Annotated in this window: 11 protein-coding genes and 2 pseudogenes; 3 read left to right on the forward strand and 10 right to left on the reverse strand. The window is 49.1% G+C overall.

The features are described from left to right. The first annotated feature begins 146 nt into the window (after positions 1-146). Complete coding sequence (locus ASL14_RS03590; RefSeq protein ID WP_134910482.1) at positions 147-581, forward strand: ROK family protein; 435 nt, start codon at positions 147-149, stop codon at positions 579-581. Positions 582-720: 139 nt separating this feature from the next. Here the strand turns inward: ASL14_RS03590 and ASL14_RS03595 are convergent, their stop codons facing one another. Both ASL14_RS03595 and ASL14_RS03600 read right to left on the reverse strand, forming a co-directional pair. Then, on the reverse strand, positions 721-840 hold the full coding sequence (locus tag ASL14_RS03595) for an ATP-binding protein (RefSeq protein ID WP_269465362.1): 120 nt from the start codon (positions 838-840) through the stop codon (positions 721-723). Between the two features lie 46 nt (positions 841-886). Next, a complete protein-coding gene (locus ASL14_RS03600) occupies positions 887-1,111 on the reverse strand; it encodes an oxidoreductase (protein WP_237171609.1) in 225 nt (74 codons plus the stop codon). A gap of 80 nt (positions 1,112-1,191) precedes the next feature. On the opposite strand from ASL14_RS03600, the gene ASL14_RS03605 reads away from it, so the two are divergent. Beyond that, positions 1,192-1,527, forward strand: coding sequence for a GerAB/ArcD/ProY family transporter (locus tag ASL14_RS03605; RefSeq protein ID WP_223264314.1), 336 nt, complete (start codon positions 1,192-1,194; stop codon positions 1,525-1,527). 562 nt (positions 1,528-2,089) lie between these two features. After that, positions 2,090-2,236: pseudogene (locus ASL14_RS29450) on the forward strand (transposase); the annotation flags it as partial. A gap of 296 nt (positions 2,237-2,532) precedes the next feature. Here the strand turns inward: ASL14_RS29450 and ASL14_RS03615 are convergent. From ASL14_RS03615 to ASL14_RS03640, 8 genes and pseudogenes are all read right to left on the reverse strand, one after another. Further along, positions 2,533-4,605 carry a beta-galactosidase gene (locus ASL14_RS03615; protein ID WP_134910484.1) on the reverse strand — a complete coding sequence of 691 codons (2,073 nt, stop codon included), beginning with the start codon at positions 4,603-4,605 and terminating at the stop codon, positions 2,533-2,535. An 89-nt stretch (positions 4,606-4,694) separates the two neighbouring features. Further along, positions 4,695-5,735, reverse strand: coding sequence for an IS630 family transposase (locus tag ASL14_RS03620; protein WP_134910485.1), 1,041 nt, complete (start codon positions 5,733-5,735; stop codon positions 4,695-4,697). Positions 5,736-5,879: 144 nt separating this feature from the next. After that, a pseudogene (locus tag ASL14_RS03625) lies at positions 5,880-8,893 on the reverse strand (glycoside hydrolase family 2 TIM barrel-domain containing protein). 678 nt (positions 8,894-9,571) lie between these two features. Next, entirely contained in the window at positions 9,572-11,302 is a 1,731-nt protein-coding gene (locus tag ASL14_RS03630) for a glycosyl hydrolase 53 family protein (protein WP_134910486.1), read from the reverse strand. A 51-nt stretch (positions 11,303-11,353) separates the two neighbouring features. Next, positions 11,354-11,512: a hypothetical protein gene (locus tag ASL14_RS27225; protein WP_189338222.1), complete on the reverse strand. Its 159-nt coding sequence runs from the start codon at positions 11,510-11,512 to the stop codon at positions 11,354-11,356. Next, complete coding sequence (locus ASL14_RS29045) at positions 11,455-11,586, reverse strand: hypothetical protein (protein WP_257721139.1); 132 nt, start codon at positions 11,584-11,586, stop codon at positions 11,455-11,457. Before ASL14_RS29045 ends, ASL14_RS27225 begins: the two co-directional genes overlap by 58 nt. Before the next feature lie 54 nt (positions 11,587-11,640). Continuing rightward, complete coding sequence (locus ASL14_RS03635) at positions 11,641-13,170, reverse strand: ABC transporter substrate-binding protein (protein ID WP_134910487.1); 1,530 nt, start codon at positions 13,168-13,170, stop codon at positions 11,641-11,643. A gap of 77 nt (positions 13,171-13,247) precedes the next feature. Further along, entirely contained in the window at positions 13,248-14,177 is a 930-nt protein-coding gene (locus ASL14_RS03640; RefSeq protein WP_134910488.1) for a carbohydrate ABC transporter permease, read from the reverse strand. Positions 14,178-14,179: the final 2 nt, after the last annotated feature.

Below are 14,179 nucleotides of genomic sequence, written 5' to 3' on the forward strand. Positions count from 1 at the left end.
GATCTAGCACAGTCCAGCATTCTGAATTGGGTACATCCCAAGATTATAGGTATCTGATGTCCCATGAAAAGATCTACTCAATCGTTTTTCGAGTAAATGATCTCCATATAATGAATAGCGATCTGTAATGATTCGATCCAGTTCATATGGACTCAGTAACCTGCGAGGCTACCTTCTTTGGACTAGAATGCTCTGCTGTAGCCATGGTACAAAAGATTGGCGAAATTAAAGGTCTGGAGGACCCGTCAAACGGTGAAGCAGTCTTTGAGTTCATAAATTCAGATGACCCGGATGCTACGAAAGTTTTCGATGAGTACTGCCTAAAGGTAGCTGCACACATTATGAACCTTCAGTATATTCTCGACCCAGAACTATTTGCCATCGGAGGGGGGATTAGCGCCCAACTCATACTGATTAAGCGTCTGGAGTGGGCTCTAGGAGAGATCAAGAGAGTAAATCCACTGCACATAGCGAATCCGAAGATTGCTCAATGTACTTTTCGAAGCGACGCAAACCTGATTGGCGCGCTCTATAACTTTTTTGTTGAAAAGGAGAAAAAGCTCCGCGAGTCTCAGGCCTAATTATCGAAAGAAGAAGGTAAGTCAGGTCTCTTGTCTTACCTTCTTCTTTTTTAAACAGAATTATATGACGTACGGTGTTCAGGCGGTTTTGCTCACAACTTCTATTGGAAGCGAAAAACGTCCATTGATGTTATTCCGATCAGCTGGACTTATCCGTGGAAAACGTCACAATAAATTCACTGCCTTTGTCTGGCTCACTGTTTACCTGGATTTTCCCATTACATAAACGAACGATACGATAAACCAACGCAAGACCCAAACCATTTCCTTCTTTTGATCTGGATCGATCCCCTTGGTAAAACTTTTCAAAAATTAAAATGGGAGCTGAGAAAGGAATGAGGGGTGTGATTATGACCAGCGTGAAATTCGATGGTGTCGAAGCCTGCTTCTACTGCCCTTTTGGAAGCTTCTCCAAATGCTTTGACCACTTCTTGTATATTCTCTAGGTTTGCTCCCGGGATAGTGTACTCTGTTCCCGGCAACAGTATGGGACTTGGAATAATGATCATTTGCTCAGGATCGCTTCCCACAGCCAGGCCTCCAAGCCAGAGTTGAGCTCCTGCCTTCCCCCCCGCTTCGTGAATCGCGAGCCTATATTCTTGCCCGGAGAATCAACATTGCTAATTTTCTGCAGCGGATTGAGGCTTTAATGGTCACCACGTGGATTATTAGCACCTATTTCAAAACAGCGCTTTTCTTTTATGCATTTGTTTTAGGGACAGCTCAGCTACTAAAGCTAAAATCCTACCGGCCATTGATCTTTCCAGTAGCGTTTCTGATTTACGGACTGTGGTATCTGATTGTAAAAAATATTATTTTTTACGTCAAGGAGGTCCTCGCCTACTGGGTAGACTGGGACCTCACCAATGCTTTCGCTTTCCCTCTAATTCTGCTCGTTCTTCATCATATCAGGAAACGCATCAGCCGCAATAACCAGCTAACGTAACCTTCGGCATAAAGGAGAAATGCCACTAAAATAAAGCAGACCATTTTAAAAAAACTTCACCACCAAAAAAGAGAAAGAAACAGATCTTCCTATCTTCAAATGTCCATTGGATGAAATACAGGTCGCCCCCCTGCAGCCGGTTCGTAACCAGCCTTCGCCGATTTCAGGCTGCTGTTTGTAGTCTCGGCTACCTAGGGCTTGAATCATCAAGCATGTTCGCTTCCATTCCCATTTTTCTTCAGAATCTCTTTGATCTTCACATACATTTCTTTAGATACATGGTCCTTCAAGGTAGTACCATCCTGATACATACCCAGATTCATGATCATTTTCTGCTGCGCTCATTGGCCGCCTTGCTGACATCAATCTCCATGCCGAGATAATCGGCTCCGGCAAAAACCTCAAACCAACACTTCCCTACCGGACAATGGATTGCCACGGTTACAGGCATTTTGAGAAGTGTACACGTTTCAGGAATCGCCGCAAACTGGAAACATGACATATCTGAGAGGAAGTTCGAATAAACCGGCAGAGAAGATCCAAAAAATATCTATACCGATAACGAAAAGAAACGATTGAGCGAAGCTTCGCTGAAGCTAAAGTGCTTAACGGGTTTCGCTATTACCGTTTACACCGTCTGCAAAACGTAAAAGAACAAGTCCTGATGACAGCAGCCGCCCAGAACATGAAGAAGATGGCGATCTACCTGGATCCTCTTGAAAAACGGGGGGATTATGGCCCGTTTATTCTCAGTAATTGACTATTTGAAATGCAAGAAACCTGTCCCTTTAAAGAGTACAGGGCTTCTTACTGTATTCTTTTACCCTATGCAGGCATCATCTTTACTGACAAGGCATATTTGCCGTCCATTTTCACGTAATAGTTCGTAAAGCCGATGCGTCGACCTGCCGGATCTGTACGCCGAGCCTAAGGGTGAAAGGATAGATCCCACCTGTCGATGTACTTTACCTTGATCATTTTCGTCATACTTGTTGCCTCCCCTTATTACCAGGATTTCGCTTGTCGTTTCAACAAGCGAATGCCGTTTACACCGAGCTCGACGGCATCACCCGCCGCTTCGCCAGTTTCCATATCTGTATAGGACCGGCCGTCCAATTCGACGCGCTGCGGCGTGCCTCCGAAATTCTGGATAAACACGAAGTCTGCCGTTCCGTTCGTCCGCGCCTGCGCCGTAACGCCATGAGGCAGCTTTGTATCGATTACCCGCTCCAGGCCAGCCTCTTCAGCCAATCGGCCATAGAATGCGTCCAGGAAATCGTCCTTGAGGCGGGTCGCCATGTAATAGGCGCTGCCTTTGCCCAGTCGGTTCACCGTCAGCGCGGGACGGCCTGCATAGAAACTGTCCGTGTAGACGCCAAGCACTTCCGCACCCTCCGTATGGATCAACTCGCAAAGTTCATGCGATTCAAATGTTCCTGCCAGTCCGAGCGCATTGTCCGCCGCCAATACGACGCCGTTGCGATCATCGTCATACAAGCCCTCGATCTCCTCCGCCCAAATGCCAAGCGTGTTGCGTAGCGGTCCCGGGAAACCCCCGAGGTGGCAAAGATCATGCTCGTCGACGATGCCGGACCAGTACGTCGCGACCAGCGTTCCCCCGTTCTCGACGAAAAGTTCTAGCTTCTTCCCGGTCTCCTCCCGGCACAAATATAGCATGGGCGCGACAATCAGCTTGTACGGCGCGAAGTCGTCCTCGGAGCCGATGACGTCGGTTGGCACGCCGTGCGACCACAGCGTGCGGTGCTGAGCGTACGCAGTCTCTTCGTAATGGAGACCCGTGTTGCGCGGCCCTTGTGCATCCTTGATTGCCCAACGGTTATCCCAATCGAACAGGATTGCCGCTTGCGCGGGCGTCGAAGTCCCGACGACCTCGATCAATCCCGCCAGTGTCTGGCTAAGCTCCGTGACATCGCGGAAGACGCGCGTATGCTCGTGACCGACATGGTCCACGACTGCGCCGTGGAATTTCTCGCTGGAGCCGCGGCTTTTGCGCCATTGGAAGTATTGGACGGAATCCGAGCCGTGCGCCACGGCTTGCAATGAGGACAGTTTGTGCATTCCTGGCTGCTTTAGCTTGCTGACCGGCTGCCAGTTGGTCAGGCTCGGCGTGCTTTCCATCAGCAGGAACGGCCGCCCCTTGATAGAACGAAACAGGTCGTGATAGAACGCGACGAATGCTCCCAGTTTGGCGTTGTCTTGATGCTCATGCCACGTCGGGTAAGCGTCCCAGGAAATGATGTCGAGCAAATCTCCGAATTTACGGTAGTCCAAACCCTCGAACATATGCATGTTTGTCGTGACCGGCAACGCTGACCCTGCTTTCCGTATCGCTTCGATCTCGTACCGGCAGAAATCGATCGTTTGGTCCGTCACGAAGCGGCGCCAGTCGAGATTCTGGCCGTGCACTGCGGATTCGCCGTGCGGAGCAGGGGATTCGATCTGCCCCCAATCAAGGTACGTATGCGCCCAGAACGTCGACCACCACGCATGGTTTAACGCCTCAAGCGTACCGTATTTATTTTTCAACCACTCCCGGAAGGCGTCTTGGCAATAGTTGCAATGACAATCGCCGCCGAATTCGTTGGAAATATGCCAGCCTACGACCGCCGGATGGTCGCCGTAACGCTCCGCCAGCTTCCGGTTGATGATGGAAGTCTTCTCGCGGTAAACCGGTGATGTATAGCAGTGATTGTGACGCATGCCGTGCAGGTTGCGGATGCGATTCGCTTCGACCCGCCGAACCTCAGGATACTTCTCCGACATCCAAGCCGGACGTGCGCCACTCGGCGTCGCCAGCCAAGCATAAATACCGTTCGCTTCGAAGCGCTCGAGCATCTGGTCCAGCCAATCGAAGGTAAACGTGCCTTCCGTCGGTTCGAGCGCGGCCCATGCGAATATGCCAATCGACATGACGTTGCAGCCGGAAAGCTTCATCAGACGGATATCTTCTTCGAGCACCTCTGGATAACGAAGCCATTGATCTGGATTGTAATCGGCGCCGTGCATCATGACGGGAAGCTTGTCGCTGACGGGTGGGAATACTTGCGTGTTCTTCATAGCGTCTATCTCTCCTCGTGTAATGGTGAATTATGGACAAAATCGGGCATCTACCTGCAAAAATACAGCTATATAGGCCGCAATTAAGATCATAACCTGACAAGCAGGCGATCAATCGTTTCCAACGGTTGCTGATTGATTCGCTTCATAAATTGACTGACATGAAGTTTAATCTTATAGAATTTTTCAAAAAAGACGTTGTTCACTACATCGGCTTTGAGCCACAACCACAGCCCTTCAACTGGATTGAGGTTTGGACTGTAAGGCGGCAGAAAAACCAATTGCAGACGCGAGTGTTCCTCCAAAAAAGGCTGTAACTCTATGGCATGATGAATCCGGCTGTTATCCAGAATTAAAGCGATTTTTCCATTCGGATATGCAGTGAGAAGATCCTGGAGAAATCGAATAAAGGCTTCTGTGTCGGCCTTTTCTTCTTCCCGGTGATGCACCTGACCGGTTTCATAGTTAATGGCTCCAAACAATTTGGCTCCTTCGTGTTTACCGTACGTAGGCACTTTGCGTTGTCGGCCGCGCGGGAACCAATTGTACTGCAACGCTTGATAAGAGCGAATCATCGACTCGTCTTCAAAGAGCAAGTGATTGATCTTTTCGGCTTCCACTTGCCTCTTGAGCTCAGCAAAAGTGTGCTTTTTAAAAAAGGCTTGGGCGTCTTCATCGGCTTTAGCTAGCGTATAGGTGGCTTTGGTAAAACTGAAGTTCATCCGCTTCAGCATCGCACTAATCCCACGCACGCTCATGGTGACGCCGAACTCCTGCTTGATCCACTCCGCCACTAGCGGAAGTGTCCAGGTATACCGAGCTTCAAAACCTACATCGGCTGGTTGATGCTGCTCCAGCATCGCGGCTAACTGACGACGCTGCTCCTCCGTGAGTTTTGTCGGTTGTCCAGGTGAGTGATCCATTTTAAGACCGGACAGGCCCTGTTTCTGGTAGGTGTGCCAATAGAGGCTGATGGTTTGACGTGCACGTCCGAGTATATCACCGATCTCTTCCAGTGTATGGCCTTCCAGACGAAGTCGGACCGCCAGATACCTTTCGTAGAGTCGTTTGTCTGATACCTTTTTCATCGCTGTATTCAAATACTCGATTTCTTCATTGTTCATCTTCATCGCCGCCTTGTGGTGAGTTACCCTTTATTACCCAATTTGGCGGTTGAAGTGAATTTGGTAGCTTATTAATTGCGTTCTATATAGATCTTGGAATCAAACGAATCCGTTTGAACTTATCGTATTTGTGCTGCTCGGCAGGCATAGCTACTCATCTGCTTTAAACTCCGGAATGATGCACAAACCGAATTCAATTTCCTTTTCATCCAGACGATATGGCTGGAGCAGCTCCGGACCGCAAGAGTTCGATCCAATCCCACTCATCTTGTAATCAAGATGGATAAACGTTTCTTTACGCTTGGTAAGCTCATGGAGGTGCCCCGCAGCCGCAAGATCGTCCATGCCGTAATGCCCCGCATTGAACGAGAAGGCCTCATCCCCTTTGAAACGAAGGCCCATGCCTAGTGCATTGGATACAGTGACCCATTCTGTTCCGAATCGTGAGCCGTTTTCTTGCGGTTTAATGTAAGAACGAACATCTCATCGACTGTCGTCAGGTAATGCCCTTTCTTTACGCTTCGACGTTTGTCCATATAGCTCTCGTGCGGGCCGAGTCCGAAGTATTCTACTTCCTCCATGCCGGCAGGCATCGTGAGCTGAAGCCCGAAGCGAGGCAAATACAACAGGTCCTCCTTCACGTTCGCTTTTACGCACAGCGCGATTTCCCCCGTCGCCAACACTGTCCATTCGGCGTTTCCTGAGAGAATGGTCGGTACGCTATGGCCGCCCAATGAGAAGGAGACTTGAATGGTGACCGAACCGACTTCCTCCTGCTTCCAGTCCACGCGATACACCTTCGTGACCGCCCGATCAAATCCGGCCTCAAGCCACTTCTCTTTCACAAAGCGGTCGTTATCGGTCGGTGCGCGCCATACGGTGAAGCCGACCGGACCTTGGATAAGCGGCACGCCATGCCGAGAAATCGCCGTGAATGCTCCCCTGCATAAATCGAAGCGATGAACGAAATCGAAGCCTTCGATCGTCAGTATCCCATCCTCTTCCCGCGCCGTGATGCCGGGCCGGTCAGCGGAAACGACGTCTACTTTCTTCTGGATGACTGGAAGCTCGAATTGCTCGAACGCAATTTCGTGCCCCAAGCCGCCCCATGACGTCTCGCGGTTCAATCGATATGAGATCGTCAGGAAATAACGGCTCTCCGATTCCTTAGGCCAGCATACCGGGATCGATATCGTTTCCGTTGCGTGCGGCTTCGTCGACAGCCCTTCGAGCAGGCCTTGCCCCGCGACTTGGCCGTCTTTCTCGACCCTCCAATGGAAGATGACGTGGGATAAGTCGATGAAGTCGTAGAGATTCGTGACATCGAGCTTTCCTTCCGCAAGCGCCTTTGCTTCCACGCGAATTGGAGCGATCACTTGCTTCAGCTCGAGCAGACCGGTATGCGGCACGCGGTCCGGCGACACGAGTCCGTCAATGCAGAAATTTCCGTCATTTGGCCGATCCCCGAAGTCGCCTCCGTAGCCGAAGAAAGGTGTGCCGTCCTCCGTCCGGGTCAAAATCCCGTGATCGCACCATTCCCAGACGCAGCCGCCCATCAGCTTCGGGTATTTATATATGACGTCCCAGTAATCCTTCAAATCCCCGGGGCCATTGCCCATCGCATGGCTGTACTCGCATAAGAAGAGCGGCATCGTAGCCGTTTCGTCCTTCGCATAATTCTCAATATACTCGATCGATTCGTACATATGGCTATCCATGTCCAAACACCCCGTTTCGGTGCTGCCTTGATGGCGTGGTGCGGCGCCTTCGTAGTGAATCGGACGGGATGGATCGCGCACTTTCGCCCACTCCGCCATCGCGATATGATTGGCGTCGAAACCAGATTCATTCCCCATCGACCAAATGATGACGGACGGGTGGTTTTTATCCCGTTCGATCATCCGTTCCGCGCGTTCGACAAAGCTGTCCCGCCAGGCTGGATTCTTCGTCAAGGCATGGTAGGTTCCCGTCGCGGGCAGCACCCCACGGCATTCCAAGTCCGCCTCGTCGATGACGTAAAATCCGTATTCGTCGCAATGCTCCAAAAATTTCGAGTCGTTGGGATAATGTGAAGTCCGAATCGTATTGATGTTATACCGCTTCATTAAGACAAGGTCTTGAACCATGTGGGGAACGGGAATGGTCTGTCCCAGCTCGGGATGAGAGTCATGCCGATTGACCCCTTTTAGCTTGACAGCCTGTCCGTTAATCCGAAAGACGCCGTCCTTGATTTCGATTTTGCGGAAGCCGACGTGGAATCGGAGGACTTCTTGTCCGGAGTATACGAGTAACTGGTACAAATAAGGACATTCCGCATTCCACAGCACCGGCGCTTCGACATGGAACGCTAGTATACCCTTCCCGTCGATCGCCGCCGATTGGAAACCGACCTGCTTACCGTCCGTGTCAAGTAGTTCCGCTTTTACGCCAACAGGGCCAATCGCCTCGATTTCGCAGCGCAGCACGGCCCAGCTGAAATCACTCGCCAACTCTTGCTTGTTGTAGACATCCCGAATGTAATGCGAATCGCGTGCGAGCAAATAGACATCCCGAAAAATACCCGAAAATCGCCAAACGTCCTGATCCTCTATATACGAACCATCGCACCACTTTAAGACCATGACAGTAACCCGGTTCGATCCCGTTCGCAAGACGCCCGTCAGATTGAACTCCGCCGGCATCCGGCTTCCTTGACTGTAGCCGACAAACCGGCCGTTGACCCATAGGTAAAAACATGAGTTCACGCCCTCGAACACGATGAACGGCTTCTTCTCCTCCCAGCTAACCGGCACATTGAAGTCCCTGACATAGACCCCCGCCGGATTGTCGTCCGGCACATACGGCGGATTATACGAAAAAGGATAGTGGATGTTCGTATAATGCAGCTGGTCGTATCCGTTTACTTGCCAGCAGGAAGGTACAAGAAGATCGTCCCATCCGCCGACATCCGCCCCTTCCTCATAAAACCCGTTTTCAACCCCCTGTACACTGGCATGATAGCGGAATTTCCAGCTCCCGTTCAGCGTTTGGTAAAAGGGAGATCGCCCTCGCTTCCCCTCCATCGCCCACCGCGTATCCCCATATGGAATAAAATACGCCCTGGATTCCTCACGATTGATTTGCCTTACACCCAAGTCCTCCCAATACGTCTCGATCTTAACCATGATCCTCCACGCCCTTTCGTCCTTTACGCTCACCACTCGTCCACGCTTCGTCCTTATAATCGATACTTGCTTTGTTATAATGAATGCCTATTGATCTACTTGCAGGCAAGCAGTCAAAGCGTCGGTACGGAGTGGACTGCGGTGAGCCAGCGCCACGTCGTAAGCCTCTGCTGTCGATACGATTTTATTGTATTCGGTAACTCATCCAGCATGATTGAAATGTGACAGGATGATATCGACGGAAAACCCAGCGGAAACATCTGATACCCGATCGCGATAGGCGTCAGCGTGAGCATTAGAAGCAGGGTTTCATTCTTCCTGATATCACTCCAAATCTGTGCAGGTTCATGCTCTCCCTCTCCTCTCTCCGCTATGTATCCATTATAGGCTAGCGTAATGGGTCTCGAGAATTTAGCCTAGCAACAATAACTCATACTTTTTCACCGATCTGTCGAACCATGTATTTTCCCTCAAAAAAAAACAGAGAACCCTGTTCATGATTCAACCGGGGTCTCTCTCACACATGCAGCTATTCAAATCTTGTGCCTCTTGCTCGTAAAAAGTCCCTTTCGAATAGTATGAGTCAAAACGAAAGAAACGGTCCCCATTCCAAGGAATGGGGACCCATTTTTCCAATAACTTAATTTCGATGTCTTTAGCTTAGATCCAAAGATCTTGTTACTTTACAGCATCGGCTTTCTTAATAAGTTTGAAGTCGTCAATGTTTCCCCACTGCCCGCCGGGAAATTTTAGATGGGTGCCAATAGTCAGAGTTCCATCTGTAACTACAACGTTATCTATTGTTGGATTAGACCATTGTCCGGTATTTGTAAAACTCTTCCTCTTACCTCCAGCAAAAATCTCAGATATCTCTTCTTCTCCTCCGCCGTAGACCCAAGCAGATAATTGATAGGTGCCATTTTTAATCCCTGTGATAGTTTGGGAAACTTTGAATTCTGTGGCTGTTGGTCTCCAATAGTGTAATGCTAATGTGCCGGAGTGTACGTCAATATCTGTACTAACCGCGTCTGTATCCCCAGTAACCTTCCACGGTTTTAATCCCATCTCAAAGCCAGGATTTTGAATCATACTTGTGCTTGGCACCACAGTAACTTTGGAAGAGTCAGTAAAACCCCCATCATATGAAACCACCGATATGGTTGCTGTCCCAACAGCAAGTCCGGAAATAGTCCCATTATAAGGATGTACCTTTACAATATCAGGATTTGAGCTCGTAAAAGTAATTCCTTTATAGGTTGCATTAGCAGGATTGATGATAGCATTTAGCTTACTAGTAGCACCTACTTCAATCGTTTCCGTGTGCTTATCCAGAGCTAAAGATTGCACAGGATACCGATTATTTTCAACAGCACCATCAATAAATGCATCTAATGCCAATGAGGGCGTACCGTCCGGGTCCCATGCAGATTTAGGATACCCAAAATAATTCCCCTCAGGTGCCCAATAAAATACACCCGTTCCCAAATCGTTCGGAGCTGCATGTATTTTATTTTGAACATTTACAAGCATGTTATAAACACTATCAGCATCCTTGGCAACTTCCCCCCCGACTTCAACAATCATGACTTCCTTCCCATATTTTTCTGCGAGTTTATTCATGTTTTCAGTTAATTCATTAATTGAGGAAGTAAAGACCGAATCCGGATAATAAGATAAGCCAATGATATCATAATCGCTATCTTTAAGACCGGCTGCAACCAGACCGGCATAAAACGGTTCAACGCCATTTTCTGCTCCGCCTGCTCTATGGATGATAACCTTAATCCCAGGAAAAACCGCTTTGGCTGCGCTCGATCCGGCTTGAATCAGTTGAACGAGGTTGGGCGTATTGCTATACTCCCCCAACGGATGCATCATTCCATTATTAATTTCATTCCCGATTTGTACCCACTCTGGTGTTACGCCTGCTACTTTTAGAGCATTCATCACCTCAGAAGTGTATTCCGATACATGTACTTTTAATTGATCTAAATTATCGTTGGCCCATGCTTTAGGTGTTATCTGTTTTCCCGGGTCAGCCCAAGTATCACTGTAGTGTAAATCAATCATAACCCTAAATCCGAAGGCGCTTACACGAGATGCTAATGCAACTACTTCTTCTGTACTGCAATGACCATTGGAAGGATCATCAGACGGATCAACAAAAGCCCGTATTCTTATGGAATCAATTCCGTGATCCTTTAAAATCTGAAGAAGATCTTGCTCTTCCCCATTATCATTATAGAATTTATAACCAAGGGCCTCTAATTGTGGCAGCCAGCTGATATCTGCGCCTTTGGCGAACGAGTCAGGGATAGATGAAGCGCTTACCTTTATCGGTAAGATAAAGGCTGTCATGGATATAATCATTGCAAACGTAAGAATCATAGCAATTATTCTATTTATCATTGTACTACCTCCTTGTTTTATTTGCATCAACACATCTGTATTGAAGCGCTTTCACAAATCTCTATGGATCACATCCCGTCCCACGCCAACTGGATCGTCCGCATGGGATTTCAGAATCCGCCGATTCGGGTAGTTCCAAATTGGCAACCTGATCAACTCACGCCGCTCCGCTTTAACCGCAGCATGTCGTCCTGCACCCAGTCTTCGCAAAACGTACCTCCTGCCGCTTCGATTTCGTCCACAAACGAGATATCTATCCCTTTTAAAAATTCGAAAGTTGCCATTGCTGTACCCGCCTTTCGTTGAAAAAAGAAAGAGGGAATGACTCCCCCTTTACGTTATTTCCCTGCCAAGAAGGCATCGATCTGGCTTTGCAGTTCCGCCTGTACTTTGTCGATGCCCGCAACTTTAAGTTGTTTGATCAACTCGGCTTGACCCTTCTCCAAATCCGGAACCAGGCCGTACTCTAACGGAACGCCGTATCGTAACATCACGTTGCCGATGCTAGCCATTTCATTCTTTACCTTCTGGTCGTCGAACACGAACGTCTCAAGCGGATAGTGATAAACTTTCTTCTTCCAGTCAGCTTCCATATTCGTCGCTTCCTGAGGGTAGGAAGCATCCGTCCGATTGAGTGCCGAATTCCACCCCCAGTAGGAGAAACCGGTGAAATTCGCTTGGCTCGCGCCTGGTTTAAACTTGTCGTCGCCGACCGGCTCGTAGTGCTTGCCTGCGATGCCGTACATCGTTAAATCATGAATTTGCTTGTCGTTCTGCAATAGGTCGATCACCATTAGGGAACGCTCTACATGCTTGGTCGTCGCATGAACCGCCATGCCATTCTGCGTCGAGATGGAAGCCGTCTTCTTCTGATTCGGGGTGAGATCGGCGATAGCCATGTCGGCATCAGGAAGCGCACGACGAGCCTCGACCAAATCGAAGCCCACAGATCCGAGATTGCGTTTGTACGATGCGGCCTTGCCAGCCTTCATTTCCTGCCAAACGTCGTTCTTGCTGTTGACAACGTTCTTGGACCAACCACCGTTATCGGCCAAGTCTTTATAATAAATGAGCAGCTTTTTGAATTCCGGCGTATCATAAACGTTAAAAACTTTGCCTGTTGCATCGTCGAGCTTATAAGCGAACGGGATGTTCGGATCTACGAGTTTCCATTCGTTATACTGCTCGAGCAGCACATTATCCAGCTCGTTCCATTTATACCCGCCGCCCGCCGCTGCGGCGAAGCCGCTCATCCCTTTTTCGTTCTTCGAAATCGTCTTCGCGTAGGCGGCAAACGTCTCGGGACTGGTGACTGGCTCAAGATTGTACTTCTTGCGTAAGTCCTCACGAATCAGCAGAACTTTGTCCATAATTTCTTGGTTGTTGTTCGGCACCATGTACAGTTTGCCCTTAATCTTCGCCTGGTCCCAAGAGAGCTTCGGCATCGCTTTCCATGTCATAGGTGCATTGGATTTCAGCAGTTCGTCGGTCAGTTCGTAGAAGCCACCATTCAGCGCCTGATTGGAATAAAATGCCCAGTTCGCCGTGAACACCAAGTCGAAATCATCTTTCGCTGCGAACCTGAGTGGATATTTCTGCGACCAATCGGACCAGTCGAGGAATTCGACATCGACTGTCGTGTTGATCTTCTTCTTCAGCAGTTTGTTCACCTCACCGAACACTTCGTCGTAATCCGCCGGCTTGGCGCCCAGCAGCAGCATTTTCAGTTTAACCGTGCCGTCGTTCGCGCCGTCTGTACCGTTCCCGTCCCCCGAATTTCCGTTGTTACCACCGCATGCGCTAAGTAGCGTACTAAGCAACAGCATGATGACAAGAAGCAACATGGCATTCCTCTTCTTATGTTTCATGATCCATACTCCCCCTAATTCAGATAATGGCATTGATGTGAACGGAACATGCTATTGATAACCAAGTTGCCCTGAGATCATCCTTTCATTGAACCGACAGTCAAGCCTTTGACGAAAAAACGCTGAATGAACGGATACGCGATTAGGATGGGTCCTGTCGCTACAATGGTCATCGCCATCTTCAAGCTTTCGGTCGGGATACTTAAATTGACGACCGCCCCCGATTCCATCATCGCCTTGCGCATGCCGTCCATATTCCCAAGCATGCGATAAAGATAGTACTGCAGCGGCATCAAATTCTCTTGCGAGATAAAGAGCAGCGGGTTATACCAATCGTTCCAGTAACCAAGCGCGATGAACAATCCTATGGTCGCCAGTGCCGGCTTCGACAAAGGGATGATCAGCTCGATAAAGATCCTGAAATCGCCCGCTCCGTCGATTTTAGCGGATTCTGTAATCGCTTCCGGGATATTACCCATGAACGTCTTCATGACAATGATGTAAAAAACATTCATCAATAAGGGAAGAATCAATACCAGAAAAGTATCCTTTAGGTGCAAGTATTCAACGACGAGCAAATACCAGGGGACAAGCCCACCGTTGAACAGTGTCGTAAAGAAGAAGTAGAACGAGAAGGTTCCTCGCCATTTGAAATCCTTCCTAGCCAGAACATAGGCCGTCATTGCGGTCAAAAACAGCCCGACCAGCGTCCCGATGGCGGTCACCCCGATCGTGACGGCGTAGGCCTGGATCATCTGTGAGGGATATTTGAACAGAATACTATACGCTTCGATCGAGAAGACCGTCGGGAACAACTGAAAGCCATTTTCAATAATGCTCTTCTCCTCTGTCAACGAGGAGGACACGATCAAAATAAAGGGCAAGATGCAGAACAAAGCCAGAATAGTAAGCGAGACGTAACCGATAATATTGAGCAATACACGATCGGCAGACACGCGTCTTCTGCCTACCGCTTGGGCGACTGGGCTCGTATTTATCGTAGACATGG

The organism is Paenibacillus sp. IHB B 3084, from assembly GCF_001447315.1.
Taxonomy (GTDB): Bacteria; Bacillota; Bacilli; order Paenibacillales; family Paenibacillaceae; genus Paenibacillus.